Annotated in this window: 20 protein-coding genes; 11 read left to right on the forward strand and 9 right to left on the reverse strand. The window is 66.5% G+C overall.

The features are described from left to right. Positions 1 to 148: 148 nt before the first annotated feature. Entirely contained in the window at positions 149 to 805 is a 657-nt protein-coding gene (locus tag N5C88_RS12720) for an HAD-IA family hydrolase (RefSeq protein WP_118932643.1), read from the forward strand. A gap of 42 nt (positions 806 to 847) precedes the next feature. Here N5C88_RS12720 and N5C88_RS12725 read toward each other — a convergent pair whose 3' ends face one another. Beyond that, complete coding sequence (locus N5C88_RS12725) at positions 848 to 1327, reverse strand: Lrp/AsnC family transcriptional regulator (protein WP_118932644.1); 480 nt, start codon at positions 1325 to 1327, stop codon at positions 848 to 850. Positions 1328 to 1493: 166 nt separating this feature from the next. Here N5C88_RS12725 and N5C88_RS12730 point away from each other — a divergent pair, with 166 nt between their 5' ends. From N5C88_RS12730 to N5C88_RS12755, 6 genes are all read left to right on the forward strand, one after another. Beyond that, complete coding sequence (locus N5C88_RS12730; protein WP_280015417.1) at positions 1494 to 2288, forward strand: aldolase/citrate lyase family protein; 795 nt, start codon at positions 1494 to 1496, stop codon at positions 2286 to 2288. A 43-nt stretch (positions 2289 to 2331) separates the two neighbouring features. After that, entirely contained in the window at positions 2332 to 3534 is a 1203-nt protein-coding gene (locus tag N5C88_RS12735) for a pyridoxal phosphate-dependent aminotransferase (protein ID WP_118932646.1), read from the forward strand. 30 nt (positions 3535 to 3564) lie between these two features. Continuing rightward, positions 3565 to 4746, forward strand: coding sequence for an acetylornithine deacetylase (gene argE, locus N5C88_RS12740; RefSeq protein WP_280015418.1), 1182 nt, complete (start codon positions 3565 to 3567; stop codon positions 4744 to 4746). A 44-nt stretch (positions 4747 to 4790) separates the two neighbouring features. Next, a complete protein-coding gene (locus N5C88_RS12745) occupies positions 4791 to 6107 on the forward strand; it encodes an MFS transporter (protein WP_191295198.1) in 1317 nt (438 codons plus the stop codon). A 216-nt stretch (positions 6108 to 6323) separates the two neighbouring features. Further along, positions 6324 to 6971, forward strand: a complete 648-nt coding sequence (locus N5C88_RS12750; protein WP_059371515.1) for an OmpA family protein — start codon at positions 6324 to 6326, stop codon at positions 6969 to 6971. Positions 6972 to 7039: 68 nt separating this feature from the next. Then, the gene (locus N5C88_RS12755; protein ID WP_059371723.1) at positions 7040 to 7360 is read left to right on the forward strand and encodes a 4a-hydroxytetrahydrobiopterin dehydratase; all 321 of its coding nucleotides are present in this window, start codon (positions 7040 to 7042) and stop codon (positions 7358 to 7360) included. Here N5C88_RS12755 and N5C88_RS12760 read toward each other — a convergent pair. From N5C88_RS12760 to N5C88_RS12785, 6 genes are all read right to left on the reverse strand, one after another. Continuing rightward, positions 7357 to 7845 carry a MarR family winged helix-turn-helix transcriptional regulator gene (locus tag N5C88_RS12760; protein ID WP_118932648.1) on the reverse strand — a complete coding sequence of 163 codons (489 nt, stop codon included), beginning with the start codon at positions 7843 to 7845 and terminating at the stop codon, positions 7357 to 7359. The two genes, N5C88_RS12755 and N5C88_RS12760, sit on opposite strands and share 4 nt — an antisense overlap. Then, positions 7842 to 8069, reverse strand: a complete 228-nt coding sequence (locus tag N5C88_RS12765) for a hypothetical protein (RefSeq protein WP_059371517.1) — start codon at positions 8067 to 8069, stop codon at positions 7842 to 7844. Before N5C88_RS12765 ends, N5C88_RS12760 begins: the two co-directional genes overlap by 4 nt. Continuing rightward, positions 8066 to 9691 (reverse strand): FAD-dependent oxidoreductase, encoded by a 1626-nt coding sequence (locus tag N5C88_RS12770; RefSeq protein WP_280015419.1) that lies wholly within the window; start codon positions 9689 to 9691, stop codon positions 8066 to 8068. Before N5C88_RS12770 ends, N5C88_RS12765 begins: the two co-directional genes overlap by 4 nt. A gap of 126 nt (positions 9692 to 9817) precedes the next feature. Then, entirely contained in the window at positions 9818 to 10516 is a 699-nt protein-coding gene (locus N5C88_RS12775) for a DUF6776 family protein (protein ID WP_059371519.1), read from the reverse strand. A gap of 147 nt (positions 10517 to 10663) precedes the next feature. Next, positions 10664 to 11350 (reverse strand): N-acetylmuramate alpha-1-phosphate uridylyltransferase MurU, encoded by a 687-nt coding sequence (gene murU, locus N5C88_RS12780; protein WP_280015420.1) that lies wholly within the window; start codon positions 11348 to 11350, stop codon positions 10664 to 10666. Beyond that, positions 11350 to 12390: a phosphotransferase gene (locus tag N5C88_RS12785; RefSeq protein WP_280015421.1), complete on the reverse strand. Its 1041-nt coding sequence runs from the start codon at positions 12388 to 12390 to the stop codon at positions 11350 to 11352. Before N5C88_RS12785 ends, murU begins: the two co-directional genes overlap by 1 nt. Before the next feature lie 169 nt (positions 12391 to 12559). Here N5C88_RS12785 and N5C88_RS12790 point away from each other — a divergent pair, with 169 nt between their 5' ends. From N5C88_RS12790 to rsmA, 3 genes are read left to right on the forward strand one after another with little or no spacing between them, the layout of a single operon-like run. After that, positions 12560 to 14920 (forward strand): LPS-assembly protein LptD, encoded by a 2361-nt coding sequence (locus N5C88_RS12790; protein WP_280015422.1) that lies wholly within the window; start codon positions 12560 to 12562, stop codon positions 14918 to 14920. Next, the gene (locus tag N5C88_RS12795; RefSeq protein WP_187774067.1) at positions 14917 to 16503 is read left to right on the forward strand and encodes a peptidylprolyl isomerase; all 1587 of its coding nucleotides are present in this window, start codon (positions 14917 to 14919) and stop codon (positions 16501 to 16503) included. Before N5C88_RS12790 ends, N5C88_RS12795 begins: the two co-directional genes overlap by 4 nt. 18 nt (positions 16504 to 16521) lie before the next feature. After that, a complete protein-coding gene (gene rsmA, locus N5C88_RS12800) occupies positions 16522 to 17313 on the forward strand; it encodes a 16S rRNA (adenine(1518)-N(6)/adenine(1519)-N(6))-dimethyltransferase RsmA (RefSeq protein WP_118932411.1) in 792 nt (263 codons plus the stop codon). A 54-nt stretch (positions 17314 to 17367) separates the two neighbouring features. On the opposite strand, the gene N5C88_RS12805 is transcribed toward rsmA, so the two are convergent. Next, positions 17368 to 18510, reverse strand: a complete 1143-nt coding sequence (locus N5C88_RS12805; RefSeq protein ID WP_059371525.1) for a glycerate kinase — start codon at positions 18508 to 18510, stop codon at positions 17368 to 17370. A gap of 106 nt (positions 18511 to 18616) precedes the next feature. Here N5C88_RS12805 and pyk point away from each other — a divergent pair, with 106 nt between their 5' ends. Then, entirely contained in the window at positions 18617 to 20059 is a 1443-nt protein-coding gene (gene pyk, locus N5C88_RS12810; RefSeq protein ID WP_054457531.1) for a pyruvate kinase, read from the forward strand. A gap of 54 nt (positions 20060 to 20113) precedes the next feature. Here pyk and N5C88_RS12815 read toward each other — a convergent pair whose 3' ends face one another. Next, a complete protein-coding gene (locus N5C88_RS12815) occupies positions 20114 to 21343 on the reverse strand; it encodes a spore maturation protein (protein ID WP_280015423.1) in 1230 nt (409 codons plus the stop codon). Positions 21344 to 21389: the final 46 nt, after the last annotated feature.

Below are 21389 nucleotides of genomic sequence, written 5' to 3' on the forward strand. Positions count from 1 at the left end.
GCCAATGAACAGATTGCCAATGGGGCTGTCAGTAAACCAGGTAGGCGGATCGCTTAAGTCACGGCTTAACACAGGGTAAACGTCCGCTGAATCACGGCAGAGTTGATGTTCTTTATAGTGGACTCGTTTCCAACCGAGAGAGCCACGCATGTCCAGTCCCGCTGCCATACCCGCCTATCCCCGGGCTGTGTTGTTCGACCTGCTGACCGCCTTGCTCGACTCCTGGACCATATGGAATCGCGCCGCCGGTTCCGAGGCCGCCGGGCGGGCGTGGCGCGCGGAATATCTGCGGCGCACGTATGGCTGCGGCGCTTATCAGCCCTACGAACAGCTGCTGCGGGAGGCCGCGTCCGCGGTTGGTTTACCCGCGACGGCGCCGGACGCGCTGGAGGCTGGCTGGGACGAGTTGCCCGCCTGGGATGGCGCTCGCGAATTGCTGCAGGCCTTGCGGCCGCATTGCCGCCTGGCCGTGGTTACCAATTGCTCTGCGCGTCTCGGGCGCCGAGCCGCGAGCCTGCTGGGCGTGGACTGGGACGTGGTGGTGACGTCGGAGGAGGCGGGCTACTACAAGCCCGATCCGCGTCCTTATGAACTGGCGTTGGCGCAGTTGCAGGTGCAGCCCGCCCAAGCCGCGTTCATTGCAGGTTCTGGCTACGACATGTTCGGCACCAGCAAGGTCGGCCTGCGCACGTATTGGCACAATCGCGTGGGGCTGGCGTTGCCGGAAGGCGCGGCGCGGCCGGAACTGGAGTCCGCGCGGCTGGAAGCGGCGCTGCCGTGGCTGGAGCGATTCAACGCCGCCTGACGGCAAGCCACTGCGCACCGCACTGCCCGCCAGTTGCGCGCATCAAGCCGCTGGCAAGGAAATCGCATCCCCCAGCCCCTTGACCTCCTTCAGCACGAACGAGGTGTAGACCTCCTTCACGCCTGGCAGCGCACCCAGCACGTAGCGCGCCAGGTCGCCGAAGGCGTCGAGGTCGCGGGCGATGACGGTCAGCTGATGGTCGTAGCGGCCCGAGACGCAGTGGCAGGAGAGCACTTCCGGTACCTGCCTGACGGCGTCCTCGAACGCCTTGACGTGTTCAGCGCCCTTCATGTCCAGGGAAATCCAGACGAACGCCGTCACGCCGAAGCCGAGCTTCTTGACGTCGACTTCGGCCCGATAGCCGCGGATCACGCCTTCGTCTTCCAGGCGCTTGACCCGGCGCCAGCAGGGCGAAGGCGTGAGCGATACGCGCTCGGCCAGGTCGGCGCTGGACAGGCGTCCGTCGGCCTGCAGGGCGGCCAGGATTTGCAGGTCGGTGGGGTCGAAATTCTTGCTTTGCACGATTCTTCCAATGAATAGAGAGTTTCGCTAATTTCAATCCAAAATATTACACATTTACGTCGAAAAATCGGAAATCTTCGCCAATCCGCTCCTGTATCTTTGTTTGGCTGTTAGAGGGGGCGTCGGCACCAGGAATGCTCCCCGTTTGATCACATATGGAGCAGACATGAAAGATTCGAATCCGGTACGCAAGGCGCTGCTGGCCCTGGAGCCTACCGAGGGGTGCTGGCTGACCCTGGCGAGCCCGGCGGTGGCCGAGGCGATTGCGCATTGCGGCTTCGACTGGCTGGTCGTCGACATGGAGCATGCGCCCAATGATGTGGCGGGCCTGACGGCGCAACTACAGGCCATCGACTCGGCGCGCGCGCATGGCGCCACCGCGTATCCGGTCGTGCGGGTGACGGTGAACGATGCGGCGCTGGTCAAGCGCGCCATGGATTGCGGCGCACGGACGGTCATCTTCCCGAACATCGACACGGCCGAGGACGCTCGCAACGCCATCGCCTCGATGCGTTTCCCGTCGGCAGGCAATGGCGGCGTGCGTGGCGTGGCCGGCCTGGTGCGGGCGGGCATGTACGGACAGGACCCCACCTACGTCAAGCAGGCCAATGAACAGGCCTGCGCGATCCTGCAGATCGAGTCGGCGCAGGCGGTGCGCAACGTCGAAGCCATCGCCGCGCTGCCTGGGGCGGACTGCTTGTTCGTGGGCACGGCCGACCTGGCGGCCAGTCTCGGTCGCCTGGGCGACATGACCCACGTCGAAGTCCGCGAGGCCGTCGACCGCGTGATCGCGGCCGGCAAGGCGGCGGGCAAGGCCGTCGGCATCTTCGCCAACGATCCCGAGGAAGCGGCGCGCTACCGCAAGCTGGGCGTGCAATTCATCGCCTTGCATTCCGATGTGGCCTGGCTGGCCCGGGGCGCCCGCCAGGCGCGCGCGCAGTTCGACGCCGCATGCCGCTGAGCCGGCGGCGCGATCACTTTCATCTGGTACGACAGGAACAGGCATGAATACAGCAGTATCTTCCGGCGGCTTCAGCTCGACGGCGCGCGCCAGTGTGCAGACTTTGCGTTCGTCGCAGATCCGCGAGGTCGCCAATGCAGGCATGGGCCGCGCCGACGTGCTGCCGTTCTGGTTCGGCGAGCCCGACGAGCAGACCCCGCCCGCGTTTCGCGATGCGGCCATCGCCCACATTGCGTCGGGGCAGACGTTCTATGTGCAGACCCTGGGCGTGCCCGCGCTGCGCGAGCGCCTGGCGGCCTACGTCAGCGGCCTGCATGGCCGGCGCGAAGTCGACAATATCGCGGTGACCAGCTCGGGCACCTCGGCGCTGATGACCGCGGTGCAGGCCATCGTGGGCGCGGGCGATCACGTGGTGGCCGTGACGCCCCTGTGGCCCAATCTGGTGGAAATGCCCAAGGTGCTGGGGGCGAGCGTGACGACCGTGCCGCTGTCGTTTTCCGAGAGCGGCTGGCGCCTGGACCTGGATGCCTTGCTCGCCGCGCTGACGCCGGACGTGCGGGCGCTGCTGGTGAACTCGCCGAACAATCCGACAGGCTGGGTGATGAATGCGGAGCAGCAGCGCGTCGTGCTGGAGCACTGCCGCAAGCACGGCATCTGGATCATCGCCGACGATGTCTACGAACGCTATTACTACGAAGGCGCCGTGGCGCCCACCTTCCTGGACATCGCGGCTCCGGACGACCGCGTGGTCAGCTGCAATTCGTTTTCCAAGGCCTGGCTGATGACGGGCTGGCGCGTGGGCTGGGTGGTGGTGCCGCGCGGGCTGCTGCCGGAAATCGGCAAGCTGATCGAATACAGCAACACCTGCACGCCGGGTTTCGTGCAGACCGCCGCCTTGTGCGCGCTTGAACAGGGCGAGCCCGTCATCGCGCGCACGGTGCAGCGGCTGCGGCTGGCGCGCGACCATCTGGCATCGAAGCTGTCGCAGGTGCCTGGGGTTGAACTGGCCGGCGCGGCGCCGGGAGCGATGTACACCTTCTTCCGCATCCGCGGCGTGTCTGACAGCCTGGCGTTCTGCAAGGACCTGGTCGTGCGCGGCGGGCTGGGCCTGGCGCCGGGCATGGCGTTCGGTCCCGAGGGCGAGGGCTATCTGCGCTGGTGCTATGCCAGCGCGCATGAGCGGCTGGATGAAGGCGTGGCTAGACTAGCGCGCTTTCTGGATGCGGCGCGGGGCAAGGCTGCCTGAGCGCCAGGCCTCAACCTTAGGGTGCGACCCATGAATACTGCAGAGCTTCCCCGTTCCCTGGAATGGATAGAACGGCTGGTGCGTTTCGACACGACCAGCCGCCTGTCCAATCTGGGTCTGATCGAAACGGTGCGCGACCACCTGGCCGCGGCCGGGCTGGCTCCCAGGCTGATCTACAACGCCGACGGCAAGAAGGCGAATCTCTTCGTGACTGTGCCTGCCGCGGACGGCGGCACCCAGGGCGGGGTGGTGCTGTCCGGCCATACCGATGTGGTGCCGGTGGACGGCCAGGCCTGGAGCAGCGATCCGTTCGCGCCCGAAGTGCGCGACGGCCGCCTGTACGGCCGCGGCACCTGCGACATGAAGGGCTTCATCGGCGTGGCGCTGGCCATGCTGCCGTCGTTCACGTCGCGGCGGCTGCGCGTGCCGCTGCACCTGGCGCTGAGCTATGACGAGGAGGTGGGCTGTCTGGGGGCGGACGCCATGCTGCGTGAATTGGCCAAGCTGGATATCCGCCCGGATAGCTGCATCGTGGGCGAGCCCACCGAGATGCGCGTCATCTCCGCCCACAAGAGCAGCAACCTGTACCGCTGCACCGTGCATGGGCACGCCGCGCATTCTTCGCTGACGCCGCGCGGCGTCAACGCGATCGAATATGCGGCGCGCGCCATCTGCCACATCCGCGACATGGCCGACGGCCATCGCCAGAACGGCCCCTTCGATCAGGATTTCGAGGTGCCGTACACGACTGCCAACACCGGCACGATCTCGGGCGGCCTGTCCGTCAACACGATTCCGGACCGCTGCCAGTTCGAGTTCGAATTCCGCACCATCCCGGGCGTGCTGGCGCCAGACGTAATCGGCGGCCTGCGCCGCTACATCACCGGCGAACTGCGCGACCGCATCAAGGCGGAGAATCCGCAGGCCGACATCGAGCTGGAAGCGCTGGCCGAGGTGCCCGGTTTCGATACCGCCGCGACCGCCGAGATTGCGCAGCTGGCGCAGGCGCTGACCGGCGCGCGCGGCACCGAGAAGGTGGCGTACTGCACGGAGGCCGGCCTGTTCCAGCGGGCCGGCATGACGGCGGTCATCTGCGGCCCCGGCAACCTGCAGCAGGCGCACCGGCCGGACGAGTATGTCGCGTTGTCGCAGATCAGCCTGTGCGAACAGTTCATGGAAAAGCTGGCGGGCCATCTTGAGTTGGCCCGGTAATGAGTTGAATCGATAGTTACTCTTCAAAAAAAACAGAGGGAAAAATGGCTTATTCGGAGAAGACAACGTGGAATGCGGCCGCAGCCGGCCGCAGCAAGGCGGCGCCGGCAGGCGACCGGCGCGCCCAGGCGCGGCGCGCGGTGATTGCCGCATCCATCGGCAATGCGCTGGAGTGGTTCGACATGATCGCGTATGGCACGTTCGCGCTGATCATTGCCAAGCTGTACTTTCCGTCCGCCAGCGAGAGTTCCTCGCTGCTGCTGGCGCTGGCCACCTTCGGCGTGTCGTTCCTGATGCGGCCGCTGGGCGCCATCGTGCTGGGCAGCTATGCTGACCGGGCGGGCCGCAAGGCGGCGCTGACGGCGTCCATTTTCCTGATGATGATAGGCACGCTGATCATCGTGGTGGTGCCCACGCATGCGCAGATCGGCGTGGCAGCATCGATCATCATCCTGGTCGCGCGCCTGATCCAGGGCTTTTCGGCGGGCGGGGAATTCGGCAGCGCGACGGCCTTCCTCATCGAGTATGCGCCGGACCGGCGCGCCTACTACGCCAGCTGGCAGGTCGCCAGCCAGGGCGCGGCGATCCTGCTGGCCGCCTTGTTCGGCGCGGTGCTCAATGCGACGCTGACCCAGGCCCAGCTGGAAAGCTGGGGCTGGCGCATTCCGTTCGTGTTCGGCCTGCTGATCGCGCCGGTGGGCTACTACATCCGCCATCACATGGATGAAACACCGGAGTTCAGCGCGGCAGAGGCGTCGGCCTCGCCGCTGAGCGACATGTTCGCGGGGCAGAAACTGCGCCTGCTCGTTACCGTCGGCTTCGTGGCGCTGGGCTCGGTGGGCAATTACCTGGCCCTGTACATGCCCACGTACTCGATCCGCCAGTTGGGTCTGCCGCCTACCATCGGCTTTCTGGCGACGCTGGTCACGGGCGTCATCATGACGGTCGGCGCGCCTTTCGTCGGCACCCTGGCAGACCGGATCGGGCCCGCGCGCATCATGACGGCCGCGGCCCTGGCGACCGCGCTGCTGTGCTACCCCTTGTTCTATTTGCTGGTGTCGTATCCGACCGTGGGCGTGCTGATGATCGTGCAGGTCATCCTGGGCGTCCTGGCGACGGCGTACTTTGCGCCCATGCCAGCGCTGATGTCCGCCATCTTCCCGGTGCAGGTGCGCACCACCGGCCTGTCCCTGGGCTACAACATTGCCGTGACGATCTTTGGCGGCTTTGCGCCGTTCATCCTGACCTGGCTGATTGCGACCACCGATTCCAAGCTGTCGCCCAGCTACTACCTGCTGGCCATTGCACTCATGGCCATGGTGTCGCTGAACGTGGCGCGCCGGACTTTCCAGCAGCGCTAGGCGGCTGGCGCCGGCCTGCTCACCGGAGGCCGGCTCCGCTGCGGGCGGAATGTAGCCTATTGTTGCGCGGCGCGGCCGCTAGCTGTTACGGCTGGCGGCCGCGCCATTTTTGCCATCCTCCGGGCAATACAAAATGTTGCCTGTCTCCCGCCCCGCGCTTGCTAGCATGATCTGGCCGGAATGATCCGGCGCACCGACGGGATAGTGGAGGTTTCCATGAACTCAAGAACAATATTCAACCGGATCGCCGTGGTCGCGGCGTCGGGGGCTTTGCTGGCGGGTTGCGCCACGCAGCAGCAGACCAATACCGCAGTGGGCACGGGCGCCGGCGCGGCGATCGGCGCCGGTATTGGAGCCCTGGTGGGCCATGGCACGGGCGCGGCCATCGGCGCCGGCATCGGCGCGGTGGCGGGCGGCCTGGTCGGCTACAACTGGAAGGTCGTCAAGGAAGACGTGCAGAAGTCGGGCGCTTCGTCGCTGGGCATCGACGTGGTCGAAATGCCCGATGGCAGCCTCAAGGTCAACATTCCCAGCGGCGTGTCGTTCGATACCGACAAGACGCAGCTCAAACCCGCGTTGCTGCCGGTGCTGGACAGCGTGGCGCGCTCGCTCAACCAGCATCCTGAACTGCGGGCCAAGGTGGTCGGCCATACGGACAGCACGGGCGCCCTGGCGCACAACCAGACGCTGTCGGTCAATCGCGCCAAGAGCGTGACCGACTACCTCAGCAAGCAGGGCGTGGCGGCGGGCCGCCTGACGGTCGAGGGTCGCGGGCCGAACGATCCGATCGGCGACAATGCGACCGCCGAAGGCCGTGCGCTGAACCGCCGCGTGGAGATCTACCTGTACGCGGTCCAGCAGTAAGCCTGGGCCAGCCCAGTGTCCGAGGCGGCTGGCGCGATGCGCCGCCGCCTGTTTTTTTGGAGTCCGTCATGAGCATGTTCCCTCCCGCCCGCATCGGCACCGATATCGCCGTGGCCGCCTTGTCCGGCTGGCAGGCCGTGGCGATGCGCGACGCCATCGAAAAGCGCTTCCGCTTCCCCAATTTCAATACGGCATTCGGCTTCATGACGCGCGTCGCCATGTTCGCGGAGAAGCTGAACCATCATCCGGAATGGACCAACGTCTACAACCGCGTGGACGTGACCTTGACCACGCACGACGCCGGCGGCGTGACCGAGCTGGATGTGCGCATGGCGCAGTTCATGGACGAGGCGGCAGCGCAATTGGGCGCCACCGCGCCCAAGGCTTAGGGCGCGTTTTGCGGCGGCGCGGGCGGGAGCGGGTCTTCCGCGCCGTCCGCGTCAGGCTGCAAATGGCTGTTCACGCGGTCCAGCATGTCGCCCAGCAGGCGCTGCTCGTCGGCGCTGAGGCAGCCGAAGATTTCTTCATTGCGGCGGGCGATCAGGTCGATGACGCGCTGATATTGCGCCAGGCCGTCCGGGGTGGGCGCCAGCACCACGCCGCGCCCGTCGGAGGCGGACATGGTTTTTTCCACCAGGCCGCGGTCCACCAGGGCCTGCGCCGAGCGACTGGCTTGGCCTTTGTTCAGATTGGCCGCCCGCGCCAGGTCGTTGACCGACAAGGGCGCGTAGCGGCCGATGGCCGCCAGGCAGCGGGCCTCGCCCAGAGGAATCCCGCAAGCTTCCAGATAGGCGCGATTCGTGTCCCTGTCCGTGATCTTGTTGAGCACGTGCAGGCGGTAGGTCAGGAATCGTTCGAGGGCGGGCGGGTTCACGTCGGGCGGGCAGGTTCGGAGGCGGAGTAGTGTGCCACAGGACCGTTGGCCAGGCAGGCGGCTTCCGCCTGGGCCAAAAGCGTGGCGGCGTCGCGCGTATCGCTCAAGCGGGCCAGTAGCGACAGGCTCAGGATCGACAGGAAGAGCGATGCCTGTTCCTCGCCGACGCGCGTCAGGGTCTGCGCCATGGCGGTATAGATCTGGTCCAGTTCATCGTTGTTCATGCTAGCTCTTCCTTGTGCGCGTCGCGTGCGATCGAGGGGTAGTAGGGCTTGAGCGCGGCGCGCAGGGTGGCGGCCGACGGGTTGGTCCAGCGTCCCAGCACGTAGCCGTCAGGCCGCAGCAGGTAGACGGTGCCGGCTTGCGCGCCGTAGCGCTGGCGTAGCTGTCCGTGCGGGTCCTGCAAGGCGTCATCGCCCGTCTTCAGCACGCGCAGCGGCTGGGGGGCATCGCGGGTGGCGGCAGCCAGGGCGTCCAGTTCGGCCGCCAGCCGGGCGTCGGGAGCCAGCGACAGCGCGACGAAGCCGGCGCCAAAGCATGCGCTGAGGTGCAGCTGCGCGCCGTGATCGTGCAGCAGCGCTTCGGGCGCAGGCTGGCCGGGCGCAGCGGCCGTGCCGGCTTGCGGCGCGCCGTCATTCAGGTTCAGCGGCGAGGCATCGTAGGAGATGGGCGCCGACTGCCGCGGGTTGATCAGCTGACGCACCCGCTCATCCGACAGCGCCAGGCGCAGGGCGGCCTCGCGCATCAGGCGAAAGCCGAAGTCCGGCGGGGCCATGAACTCGGTGCTCTTCGCGCCGTAGGCCAGGTTCTGGCGGGTGGCGTGGACGCGCTCCACGCTGTAGCTGTCCAGCAGGCTGTCGGAGGCCTGGCCTCGCAGCACCCAGGCCAGCTTCCAGGCCAGGTTGCCGGCGTCGTCCAGTCCCGAGTTCAGGCCCCGCACACCGAAGATAGGCACCAGGTGGGCGGCATCGCCGGCGAACAGCACGCGTCCGTGGCGGTAGCTGTCCAGCGTCAGGCACTTGGCGTTATAGATCGAGATCCACAAGGGCTTCCAGGGTGCGGTCTCGCCGATCATGTCCAGATGGCTTTGCACGCGCGGCAGCACGTTCTCCGGCTTGACGGCCTCTTCGGGGTCTTCGTCGTCGCGGATCTGGTAATCCACCCGCCACACATTGCCGGGCTGGCGGTGCATGAGCAGGGTGGAGCCGGGATTGGAGGGCGGATCGAACCAGGCCAGGCGCTCCACGGGGCGGCTGGACTCCTGTTCGATATCCACGATGACGTAGCGTCCTTCGTACTGCATGCCTTCCAGCTTCAGGCCCATGGCCTCGCGCACGGTGCTGCGGCCGCCGTCGCAGGCGATCAGCCAGTCGGCGCGCACGGTCTGACGGCCGCCTTCGATGTCCACTTCGGCCGTGACGCCGTCCGCGTCGGTGCGCAGGCCGGCAAGCCGTGCCGACCAGCGCAGTTCGGCCAGCGCCGGATGGCGCTGCATGGCCTGATGCGCGTACTCCTCGACGGCGTACTGCTGGATGTTGACCATGGGCGCGTAGCGCTGCAGCGGATCGTGCGGCATCTCGAAATGCAGGACCTCGCTGTTGCGGAAATAGCTGCGGCCGCCGGTCCAGGCAAGGCCGGTGGCCGTCAGGGGCCGGTCGGCGCCGACCCAGCCCATGATTTCCTGCGACCGCCGCGAGATGCAGATGGCGCGGCTGCCGCTGCAATAGTCGTCGTCCGCCTCCAGCGTCAGCGAGGCGATGCCGTATTCGGCCAGCAGGGCGGCCAGCGTCAGGCCGACGGGGCCGCCGCCGGCGATCAGGACGGGAACGTGCGCGGGGAGCGGCATGTTGTCTCCAGGTATTGGTTGTTTGCGCAACTATATTATTAAGAGGTTGCGTGCGCAACTATATTTTTTGGGCAAGAAAAAACCCGCCGGATCAGGGCGGGTCTTGGTGACTGCGTGGCGTATCTATCAGTTGCGCACGTAGTAGATGCGCATCGCCTGCTGCTTCTGGGCGCCGTCCATTACGCGCAGCACCACGACCTTGGCCGTGAAGCCGTCGGGCAGCTTCAGCTGGCCCAGCGCGTAGTCGTAACGGTCGACGTTCAGGGCGGGGCCTTCCGGCGTGACGGTGGCGGCGCGGCCGTTGGGGTAGGTACCGTCGATGGAGAAGGTCAGCGTGCCCTTGAACGGCGCGCCCTGGCGGTCCTCGCGCATGACCAGCACCTGGTAGTCCAGCAGGCCGGGCGCGCGCTTGAAGGTGGCCGAGCGGATGCCCAGGTTGCCGCCGCGCGGATCGGCCGGCATGGCGTCCTGGAACAGCACCAGTTCCTTGTTCAGCGTTTCGATCTTGCTGCGGGCTTCTGCAAGGTCGGAAGTCAGCTTTTCATGGCCGGACTTGTTGGCGTCGCGTTGTTGCGTGGCTTCCTCGAGCTGGCTTTGCAGGCGCTGGCGTTCCAGGTTGGCGGTGCTCAGTTCGCTGTGCAGCTGCTCGGACTGTTCCACGGTCAGGCGTTGCGGGCCGTAGTTGGTCTGCAGGAAGAGCACGCCGCCGGCGCCCAGGGCGATGCCCACCAGCAGCAGGACCAGCCAGCGCGGCATGCGGCGCGTGCGTTGGCCGGGCTGGTACACGGAGGGCTTGAATACAGCCCGTTGCGATCTTCCAAACATCCCCATTCCTAGAAAACTTCCTGTGTGTTTGCTCGCCCGCACGCTGCGCGCGCAGGTCAAAGCGCTAGAGAATACCCCGTTAGCCGGGACCGTTGGGTGCGCGGACAAGCCTGGTTGCGCACCTTGATATTGTGAAATATGTGGGTGTCAGCGGACCCGGCGGTTGAGCTCGGCGTCCAGGTCCGCCAGCCGCTGCGGCGTGCCGACATCCGTCCATTCGCCTGCGTGGCGCGCGCCGCGCGCCAGGCCGCGGGCCATGGCCTGCCGGAGCAAGGGCGCCAGAGGCGCCGCCGCGCCCCGGGGGACGTCGGCGAACAACGAGGGATGGTAGACGCCGATACCCGCAAAGGTCAAACGAGGTTCGCCCTGGGCATGCACGCTGCCGTCGGCAGCCAGGCGGAAATCGCCGGCCGGATGCTGGGGCGGGTTGTCCACCAGCAGCAGCCAGGCGCCACTCCCGGGCAGGGCGCGCGCCAGGCCGGTGGCCGCGGCGGGATCCCAGTCGCACCAGACGTCGCCGTTGACGACCAGGAAGGGCTCGTCGCCGAGCAGCGGCAGCGCCTGGACGATGCCGCCCGCGGTTTCCAGCGCGGAAACTTCGGCCGAATAGCGGATCCGCACGCCATGCGCGCTGCCGTCGCCCAACGCCCGTTCGATTTCGTGGCCGAGCCAGGCGTGGTTGATGACGATGTCGCGGATACCGGCGGCCGCCAGCCGCCGCAGGTGCCAGACGATCAGCGGCTGGCCGCCCACGGACAGCAGGGGCTTGGGCAAGCGGTCGGTGAGGGGGCGCATGCGTTCGCCGCGTCCCGCCGCGAGGATCATGGCCCGCATCAGAACGTGTACCCGACACTGACCTGGCGGTTTTCCAGCTGGTCCAGCAGGCGCAGCAGGGGCGTGAAGACGCCATAGCGCTGGGCCACCTGGCGGACATAGCCGCTGACGCGCGGCATGTGGGCCTGGTAGTGCGCCTTGCCGTCGCGATGATGCAGCCGGGCGAACACGCCCAGGATGCGCAGGTTGCGCTGCAGGCCCATCCACTCGGAGGCGCGGTGGAATTCGGCGAAATCCGAGTCCACCGGCAGGCCGGCCGCCCGCGCCATTTCCCAGTAGCGGATGGCCCAGTCCAATTGCTGGGGTTCTTCCCAGGTCGTGCGGGCATCCGTCACCAGGGAGGCCAGGTCATAAGTGATGGGGCCGGCCAACGCATCCTGGAAGTCGATGATGCCCGGGTTGGGGCCGTACTGCGGCCGGTCGCAGACCATCAGGTTGGGCGAATGGTAGTCGCGGTGCACCAGCACCTGGGCCTGTCCGCCGTTGCTGGCGGACAGCAAGGCAAAGATCTTTTCCAGCGCGTTTGCGGTCTTGTCGTCCAGCGTCTCGCCGTGATGCTTCTGCACGTACCACTCGGGGAAAAGCTTGAGCTCGTCGGCCAGGCGGGCGGTGTCATAAGCGCCCAGGCCGGCAGTGGAGGCCTGCTGCAGGCGGACCAGGGCGGCCAGGGCCTCGCGATACAACGTCTGCAGTTCGCTGTCCGGCAGTCCCGCCTGAATGCGCTGGTAATAGGTCTGTTCACCCAGGTCGGACAACAGCAGCAGGCCCTGGTCCAGATCCTGTTCCAGCACGGCGGGCACGTTCAGGCCGACATCCGCCAGCAAACGGTCCACGTGCAGGAAGGGGCGGCAATCCTCGTGCGCGGGCGGGGCGTCCATGACTATCAAGGTGCGTACGCCGGCGTCCAGCCTGAAATAGCGGCGGAAGCTGGCGTCGGCGGACGCCGGGCGCAGCGTGTCGATGGCCAGGTTCAGGCTGGCGGGCAGGCCGCCCAGCCAGTGGCGGATCTGCTCCAGGCGGGGGTCGTGATCGTTTTTCAAGGAAGATCCGTGTCAGAAAGGCAATATTGCTGAGAATTGTGTCCCGGGCACATAAGTCTGGGCCTATGGCGCGGCTTCTCTATAATACCGGCTCGTTTCCGTTAGCATTGGCCCTTCGTGGGTGCCGGTGTCGCGTTCCCACCATCGTCAAAAAGGGCTGTTTTCACTCGTGCGCAAGGTTCGATGGTTGATCCTCTCTGCTGTCAGTGTCGCCGCCGGAGCCGTCCAGGCCCAAGGCAGCCAGGGCAGCGCTCCCGCCGCGTCGTCGACCTCGGCGACTCCCGTGTTGCGCACTTCGCCGGGCTTGCGGATCCACCGCTTGCCGGACGACAGCATTCCCGCCTTCATGGAGGCGGACACCATCGATGGCGATCCTGATTCGGATCTGACCCTGACCGGCAGCGCCCAGGTGCGCCGCATCGACAGCGTAATCAAGGGCGACCGCATCAACTACCGCAAGGACACCGGCGAAGTCGACGTCCAGGGTAGCGCGCGCATGATGCGCGACGGCACCCTGGTGATCGGGCCGAGCGCCAAGTTCAACGTCGACAAGTCCTCGGGCGAGGTCGAAAAGCCCAATTTCTGGATGGGCGCCACCGGCGGCTTTGCCGTCGCCGAGCATGCGGACATCTTCAGCCGGTCGCAGATGCGGCTGCAAACCGTGACGTACAGCGGCTGCGCCTGCGAAACGCCGTCCTGGTACATCAAGGCCAAGACCGTCGACATCGACTTCGACGAAAACGAAGGCGTGGCGCGCAGCGGCGTGCTGTATTTCAAGGACGTGCCCATCCTGGCGTCGCCTTATATGACCTTTCCGGTCAAGAAGGAGCGCAAGTCGGGCTTCCTGATGCCGACGTATGGCACGACCAGCCAGGGCGGTCTCGATTTTTCGATTCCGTATTACCTGAATCTGGCGCCGAACTATGACCTGACCGTGCAGCCGCGCTACTTCTCCAAGCGCGGGCTGCAGTTGGGGGGGGAGTTCCGCTATCTCGGCAATGGCTACAGCGGCATCCTGGACGGCGCCTACCTGCCCAACGACAAGCTGACCGACAGCGACCGTTGGATGTACTGGTGGCGCCATCAGCAGATATTGCCCTACGGCTTCTATGCGGATTGGGACGTTGCGAAGGTGTCGGACGACAACTACTTCCGCGACATTTCCCAGTTGGGCCTGAACCAGGCTTCGACGACCTATCTGCCGCAACGGGCACGGGTGGGATGGGCGTCCGCATCGGGTTACTGGAGTGCGTACGCGCAGGTCTACAAGTACCAGACGCTGCAGGATCCCGATGCGCCGCTCTCGCCGCCATACGACAAGGAACCGGAAATTTTCTTCCGGGGCGCTCGTTACGACTGGGGTGGTTTTGACGTCGACTGGACTTCCACGGCAGTGCGTTTCCGCAAGCCCTTGTTCGAAAGCACGCGCCTGGGGCCTGATGGCGACCGTTTTCAAACCTATCCGACGGTTTCCTACCCCATCGTCAAACCTGGCTGGTTCATCGTTCCCAAGGCAGGCGTCAATTACACCCAGTACAACACCGACTGGTACAACCTGAGCCCGGGGACGCCGCGCTCGCAATCCCGTTCGGTGCCGATCCTGTCCCTGGATTCGGGGCTGATCTTCGAACGCGACACCTCGCTGTTCGGCAAGGCATCCACGCAGACCCTGGAGCCGCGTCTGTACTACCTGTACGTGCCGTACCGCGACCAGTCCAAACTGCCTGTCTACGACACCTCTTTGGCTGATTTCAGCTTTTCGCAGGCGTTCGAAGAGAACATCTATACCGGCGGCTGGGACCGCATCGCCAACGCCAACCAACTAACCGCGGCGTTGACGACGCGCTGGCTGGACGCCAACACCGGTTTCGAGCGCATGTCGCTGGGTATCGCGCAGCGGCTGTACTTTGCAGACCAGAAGGTCACGTTGCCTGGCGAGGTACCGCGCGAGAATGTGCGTTCAGATTTCCTTCTGGGCGCGAGTGCGGCCCTGACCGATACGCTAAGCACCGAGATCGCCGCGCAATACAACCCCTACGACAGCAACTGGTCGCGCGGCCTGGTCAGCGCGCGCTGGTCGCCGCAGCGCTTGACGACGGTGGCCGTGTCGTACCGCTACCAACGCGATCCTCAACCCGGCGTCCAGTATCAGGCGCAGGGGCAGAACCAGGTGAGCCTGGCCATGCAGTGGCCGTTCTCCAAGCGCTGGTACGGCGTCGGGCGGGTGGACTACTCGTTGCGCAACGGTCCGTCCAGCACGGTGGCCGGCACAACGGATTCGCCCCGCGTCACGCAGGCCATCGCCGGCCTGGAGTACAAGGGAGATTGCTGCTGGGTGGGCCGCATGGTCTACCAGCGATATGCGGTCTCCGCCACGGACGCCAACTCGGCACTATTCTTCCAGCTTGAGCTGACCGGTCTGGGTTCCCTGGGAACCGACCCGATGAATCTGCTGAACAGAAGTATCCCCGGCTACTCGCGCATTACGCCGCCTGTGCCCACCGGGACCACATTTGAAAGGTATGAATGATGCGTAGGTTGCACTCTTTGCGCCGCCTCTCCGGCAATGCGCTGCTATTGGCCGTGTGCGCCGGCTTGCCCCTGGCCCATGCGGCCGAGCAGGGCGGCAAGGCCGCGAACAATGGCGCCAAGCCGAATTCCGCTGCGCAAAAAAACGCCGCGCCCGCGCCGCAGCGCGAGCAGTTCGTCGACGGGATTGCCGCAGTCGTGGACAAGGACGTGATCACGTTGCGCGAACTGCGCGATGCGTCCTTGCGCATTTCAGGCGAATTGAAGTCCCGCGGCATCCAGGTGCCCGATGACCAGACCCTGCAGCACCAGGTGTTGCAACGTCTGATCATGGAGCGCGTGCAGCGCCATGAAGCGGATCGCCTGGGCATACGCGTGGATGACGCGCAAATCGACCAAGCGATCCAGACCATTGCGTCCCGCAATAAGATCACCGTGGCTCAGTTGCGCCAGGAAATCGAAAAGTCCGGCACCAGCTGGGACGGCTACCGCAAGGCGCTGCGCGATGAGATCCGCACGGATCGCCTGCGCCAACGCGCGGTGGATTCCACCATCGTGATTTCGGATGCCGAAGTCGACGCCTTCCTGAAGGATCAGCGCCGCAATCCGGCATTTGGCGCGGCGCCGCAGGCGGCCCCGCAACCGCAGGCTCAGCCGCAGCCAGAACCGCAGCAGGCCGCCGCGCCCTCGGGCCCGATGCTCTATGCCCTGGCCCAGATCCTGGTGCGCGTGCCTGAAGGTTCGTCGCCCGAGCAACTGGCCGCGCTGCGCAAGAAGGCCGAAGGCCTGCTGGCGCAAGCCAAGCGCGGCGACGACTTCGCCAGCCTGGCTGCCGCGGCCTCGGACGGCCCCGAAGCCCTGCAAGGCGGCGTCATGGGCGTGCGCCCGCTGGACGGCTGGCCCGACCTGTTCGTACAGGCCGTCGGCAACTTGCAGAAAGGCCAGGTCAGCGGCCTGATCCAGAGCGGCAACGGTTTCCACATCATCAAGGTGATGGACCGCGGCACCGCCCAGCCGGCGCCCGCCCGCACTGCCCGCGCCCCGGCGCCGGCCCAGGCGCCGCAACCCGCAGCCGCGCCGGCGCAGGCGCCTGCGCATCAAGGTCCGGTGGAAGTGATGCAGACCCGCGCACGCCACATCCTGATCAAGACCTCCACCGTCATGAGCGACGAAATGGCGCGTCAGCGCCTGGAGCAGGTGCGCCAGCGCCTGGTGAGCGGCGGCGCCAAGTTCGAGGACATGGCGCGCCAGTATTCGCAGGACGCGACCGCTCCGCAAGGCGGCGAGCTGGGCTGGTTGAACCCGGGCGAAACCGTGCCGCCGTTCGAGGCCGCCATGAATGCCCTGAAGCCGGGTGAAATCAGCCAGCCGGTGCAATCGCCTTTCGGCTGGCACCTGATCGAAGTGGAAGAGCGCCGCCAGCACGACGCCACCGACGACATGGCTCGCATGAAGGCGCGCCAGATTCTGTTCGAACGCCGTGCCCAGCCCGCTTTCGAAGATTGGCTGGAGCAGCTGCGTGCCCAGGCGTACATCGACAATCGTCTGGAAAAGCAGCAGAAGATCCAGCAGAACAACCGCTAAACGCATTACAGGCTTTACATGTCCCAGCACCAGGCGCGCAAGCGCTTTGGCCAGAACTTCCTGACCGACGAGAGCGTGGTCGAGTCCATCGTCCGGGCGGTTTCGCCCGCCCGCGACGATACCGTGGTCGAGATCGGCCCGGGCTTGTCCGCGCTTACCCGGCCGTTGCTCGAACGCCTGGATCATTTGACGGCGGTCGAGATCGACCGCGACCTGGCGGCGCGCCTGCGCAAGCAGTTCGACGCCAGCCGCCTAACCGTGGTCGAGGCCGACGCGCTGACGGTGGATTTTTCCCAGTTCGGACCCGCGCTGCGCGTGGTGGGAAACCTGCCCTACAACATCTCCAGCCCGCTGCTGTTCCATCTGATGACCTGGGCCGATCACGTCCGCGACCAGCATTTCATGCTGCAGCGGGAAGTGATCGACCGGATGGTCGCGCAGCCCGGTTCGGGCGACTTCAGCCGCCTGTCGGTGATGCTGCAGTCGCGCTACCGTATGCACAAGCTGTTCGACGTGCCGCCGGAAGCCTTCGATCCACCGCCCAAGGTGGTGTCGGCGATCGTGCGCATGGTGCCCTTGCCGGCGGATCGTTTGCGTCCGGTCAGCGAGCGGGCCTTCGAAACGGTGGTGGCGCGGGCATTCTCGCAGCGGCGCAAGATGCTGCGCCGGGTGCTGGCGGACTGGGCACCGCAAGTGCCCTGGGAAGCGCTGGACATCGCGCCCACGGCGCGCGCCGAGGATATTTCGGTGGACCGGTATATCCGCCTGGCCGATGCGCTGGTGGCGGCCGGCGTGCTACAGGCCGAGTGACGTCGGACCCCGAAATCAAAAAGCCCGCGCAAGCGGGCTTTTTTACGTGGATGCCTACAGCATGCGTTTCTGCGCGCTCATCCATAGCTGCATGACGTCGCGGGCGCGGTCGGCCAGCAATTTTTCGGCGTCGGTGAGCGCCTGCTGCAGCGTGATGGGGCCCGGCGCCAGGCTGAAGGCGGCGCTGATGCCGCAGGCGTGCAGCGCTTCGTAGCCTTCGCCGAGCGAGCCGGCCAGCGCCACCACGGGCACGCCGGCGCGCTGCGCGATTTTTGCCACGCCGGCAGGGGTCTTGCCGCGCAGGGTCTGCGCGTCCATGCGGCCTTCGCCCGTGAACACCAGGGTCGCACCCTCGACCGCCTGGGCCAGGCCGCCCAGTTCCGCCACGATCTCAACGCCGGGCCGGAATTGCGCATTGAGGAAAGCCTTGGCCGCGAATCCCAGGCCGCCCGCCGCGCCCGCGCCCGGGTGGTCGCGGTGATCGGCCCCCAGGTGCCTGGCGCACACGTCGGCGAAATTCGTCAGCATCTGATCCAGGACCAGCACCTGTTCAGGCGTCGCGCCCTTTTGCGGGCCGAATACATGCGAGGCGCCCTGCGGACCGCACAAAGGGTTGTCCACGTCGGAGGCGATGTCGATGCGGATCCCGGCCAGGCGCGGGTCGAGGCCGCGGGTGTCGATGCTGGCTAGCTTGCCCAGCGCGCCGCCGCCAGGCGGCAGGCTGCGGCCATCCGCGTCCAGCAGGCGCACGCCCAGGGCCGTCAGCATGCCCGCGCCCGCGTCGTTGGTGGCAGAGCCGCCCAGGCCCAGGATGATGCGCGTGGCGCCCGCGTTCAGGGCGGCCAGCATCAGTTCGCCCACGCCGTGGCTGCTGGCGCGCATGGGATCGCGCTTGGAAGGCGCGATCAGTTCCAGACCCGCTGCCGCAGCCATCTCGATCACAGCCGTGCCGTCCTCCAGCAAGCCCCAGACGGCGTCGACCTTGTAGCCCAAGGCATCGTTCACCGTCAGCTGGCATTCCTTGCCGCCGGTCGCAGCGAGCACGGCTTCGACCGTGCCTTCGCCGCCGTCGGCCATCGGAATGCATACCGTGTGGGCGCCGGGAACTGCGGCCTTCACGCCGCGGGCAATCGCTGCTGCGGCATCGGGAGCGGACACGCTTTCTTTGAAAGAGTCGGGGGCGATGACGATTTTCACGGGTTCAGTCGAGCTCGTTTTTCGGTTGAGGTGATGCCCATGATACCTGCGCGGGCGCGGCCGGCGTACCATAGCGTTTTTGTTGTTTTAGCGAGAGTGGATCGTCATGCCCGTATTGCGCCGCACCAAAATTGTCGCCACCCTGGGACCTTCGACTTCGACGCCTGAACGCATAGAAGCGCTGATCCGCGCGGGCCTGGACGTGGCCCGCCTGAACTTCTCGCACGGCAGCGCGGACGACCATCGCGAGCGCGCCCGCATGGTGCGCGAGATCGCCGCCAAGCAGGGCCGCTTCGTCGCCATCATGGGCGACCTGCAAGGCCCCAAGATCCGTATCGCGCGCTTCAAGGACAAACTGGTCCAGCTGCAGATCGGCCAGCCGTTCACGCTGTCGCGCGTGCATCCCAAGGAAGAGGGCACGGCCAGCATCGTGGGCATCGATTACCCCGAACTGGTGCAGGACTGCCGCGTTGGCGATGAGCTGCTGCTGGATGACGGCCGCGTGGTGCTGGTGGTGGACAGCGTCGAAGGCGACGAGGTCCACACCACCGTGACGGTGGGCGGTCCGCTGTCGAACAACAAGGGCATCAACCGCCGCGGCGGCGGCCTGTCCGCGCCCAGCCTGACCGACAAGGATCGTGTCGACATCAAGCTGGCCGCCGAGATGGAACTTGACTACGTGGCCGTGTCGTTTCCGCGCTATGGCAGCGATATCGACGAGGCGCGCACGCTGCTGGCGGCCGCCGGCAGCCAGGCCTGGATCATCGCCAAGATCGAACGCGCCGAAGCCGTGGCCGACGACGAAGCGCTGGACGCGCTGATCCGCGCCAGCGACGGCGTGATGGTGGCGCGCGGCGACCTGGGCGTGGAAGTGGGCGATGCCGAACTCGTCGGCATCCAGAAGCGCATCATCCAGCACGCGCGCACCCTGAACAAGGTCGTCATCACCGCGACCCAGATGATGGAGTCGATGATCTCCAGCCCCATGCCCACGCGCGCCGAAGTGTCCGACGTGGCCAACGCGGTGCTGGACTACACCGACGCCGTCATGCTGTCGGCGGAAAGCGCGTCGGGCCAGTATCCCGTGGAAACCGTGCAGGCCATGGCCCGCGTCTGCCTGGGCGCGGAAAAGCACCCGACCTCGACCAAGTCGCATCACCGCCTGGGCGAGACCTTCACGCGCTGCGACGAGACCATCGCGCTGGCGGCCATGTACGCGGCCAACCATTTCCCCGGCGTCAAGGCCATCATCTCGCTGACCGAAAGCGGCCACACGCCGCTGATCATGTCGCGCATCCGCTCGGGCGTGCCGATCTACTGCTACAGCCCGCACAGCATCACGCAAAACCGCGTGGCCATGTTCCGCGGCGTCTACACGATTCCGTTCGCGCCGTCGGACTACGAGCCTGCCGATTTGAGCAACGCCGCCATCGATGAACTGCGCAAGCGCAACCTGGTGCAGACCGGCGACTGGGTGATCCTGACCAAGGGCGACTTCTACCGCGACAGCGGCGGCACCAACGGCATGAAGATCCTGCTGGTGGATTGATACAGCGGGGCGGGGAGCGCCACCCTGGCGCTTCCCGCCGCCGCGCGGCGGCTTTCAGCCGAAGAACCAGTAGCACACACCGATGGCCGCCAGCACGCCGGCCAGATCGGCGATCAGGGCGCAGCCCACCGCGTGGCGCGCCCGCAATATGCCCACCGATCCGAAATACACCGCCAGCACGTAGAAGGTGGTTTCGGTGCTGCCTTGCACCACCGCGGCCAGCAGCGCGGGGAAGCTGTCCACGCCGAAATGCGTCATGGTTTCCAGCATCATGGCGCGCGCCGCGCTGCCCGAGAAGGGTTTGACCAGGGCCGTCGGCAAGGCGTCCACGAAGCGCGTGTCCCAGCCGGCCTGCACCGCCAGCCAGCGGATGCCGTCCAGCAGGAAATCCAGCGCGCCCGAGGCGCGCAGCACGCCCACCGCGCACAGCATCGCGACCAGATAGGGCAGCAGGCTCTTGGCAATGTCGAAGCCTTCCTTGGCGCCTTCGATGAAGGCCTCGTAGACCGGCACCTTCTTCCAGGCGCCCGCCACCAGGAAGGCGATCAGGATGCCGAACAGGACCAGGTTGCCGAGCAGCGACGACAGCGAGGCGATGGCCGCCGCCGACATGCTGGCCAGCAAGGCCATGAATCCGCCCATGAGCAGCGCCGCGCCGCCCAGCCAAAGCATGACCACGGGATCGATGAGGCGCAGCCGCTGGCAGGCCGCCACGGCCAGGAACCCGGCCAGGGTCGATGCGCTGGTGGCCAGCAGGATGGGCAGAAACACCAGCGTCGGGTCCGGCGCGCCCTGTTGCGCCCGGAACATGAACAGCGTCACCGGCAGCAGGGTCAGCGACGACGCATTCAGCACCAGGAACAGGATCTGCGCATTGCTGGCGGTTTCGGGCGTTGGATTGAGCGACTGCAATTCGCGCATGGCGCGCAGCCCGATGGGCGTGGCGGCATTGTCCAGCCCCAGGCCGTTGGCGGCGAAGTTCAGCGTGATCAAGCCGATGGCCGGATGGTTGCGCGGCACCCCGGGCATCAGGCGCGCGAACAGCGGACCCAGCAGGCGCGCCAGCTTTTCCACCAGCCCGGCGCCTTCGGCGATGCGCAGAAAGCCCAGCCACAGCGTCAGCGTGCCGAACAGCAGCACCATCACTTCCACCGACACGCGGGCCATGTCGAACAGGCTGGCGACCATCATGCGGAAGACTTCGGGATCGCCGATGACCAGCCAGCGGTACAGCGCCGCCGCGGCCGCGGTGAGGAAAAAGCCCAGCCAGAGTTTGTTCAGCATGCGGAGACTGCCCGGATAGCGATGGATTGCGCGCTGCGCGCCGAGG

The sequence above is a fragment of the Achromobacter sp. GD03932 genome (assembly GCF_029839485.1).
Taxonomy (GTDB): domain Bacteria; phylum Pseudomonadota; class Gammaproteobacteria; order Burkholderiales; family Burkholderiaceae_B; genus Achromobacter; species Achromobacter bronchisepticus_A.

Excerpts from the sequence above, each read along its gene's own strand:
- N5C88_RS12750 (WP_059371515.1), top strand. The coding sequence starts at position 6,324 with ATGAACTCAAGAACAATATTCAACCGGATCGCCGTGGTCGCGGCGTCG.
- N5C88_RS12745 (WP_191295198.1), top strand. The coding sequence starts at position 4,791 with ATGGCTTATTCGGAGAAGACAACGTGGAATGCGGCCGCAGCCGGCCGC.
- N5C88_RS12730 (WP_280015417.1), top strand. The coding sequence starts at position 1,494 with ATGAAAGATTCGAATCCGGTACGCAAGGCGCTGCTGGCCCTGGAGCCT.
- murU (WP_280015420.1), bottom strand. The coding sequence starts at position 11,350 with ATGCGGGCCATGATCCTCGCGGCGGGACGCGGCGAACGCATGCGCCCC.
- N5C88_RS12755 (WP_059371723.1), top strand. The coding sequence starts at position 7,040 with ATGAGCATGTTCCCTCCCGCCCGCATCGGCACCGATATCGCCGTGGCC.
- N5C88_RS12795 (WP_187774067.1), top strand. The coding sequence starts at position 14,917 with ATGATGCGTAGGTTGCACTCTTTGCGCCGCCTCTCCGGCAATGCGCTG.
- N5C88_RS12775 (WP_059371519.1), bottom strand. The coding sequence starts at position 10,516 with ATGTTTGGAAGATCGCAACGGGCTGTATTCAAGCCCTCCGTGTACCAG.
- N5C88_RS12735 (WP_118932646.1), top strand. The coding sequence starts at position 2,332 with ATGAATACAGCAGTATCTTCCGGCGGCTTCAGCTCGACGGCGCGCGCC.
- N5C88_RS12770 (WP_280015419.1), bottom strand. The coding sequence starts at position 9,691 with ATGCCGCTCCCCGCGCACGTTCCCGTCCTGATCGCCGGCGGCGGCCCC.
- N5C88_RS12765 (WP_059371517.1), bottom strand. The coding sequence starts at position 8,069 with ATGAACAACGATGAACTGGACCAGATCTATACCGCCATGGCGCAGACC.
- pyk (WP_054457531.1), top strand. The coding sequence starts at position 18,617 with ATGCCCGTATTGCGCCGCACCAAAATTGTCGCCACCCTGGGACCTTCG.
- argE (WP_280015418.1), top strand. The coding sequence starts at position 3,565 with ATGAATACTGCAGAGCTTCCCCGTTCCCTGGAATGGATAGAACGGCTG.
- rsmA (WP_118932411.1), top strand. The coding sequence starts at position 16,522 with ATGTCCCAGCACCAGGCGCGCAAGCGCTTTGGCCAGAACTTCCTGACC.
- N5C88_RS12815 (WP_280015423.1), bottom strand. The coding sequence starts at position 21,343 with ATGCTGAACAAACTCTGGCTGGGCTTTTTCCTCACCGCGGCCGCGGCG.
- N5C88_RS12720 (WP_118932643.1), top strand. The coding sequence starts at position 149 with ATGTCCAGTCCCGCTGCCATACCCGCCTATCCCCGGGCTGTGTTGTTC.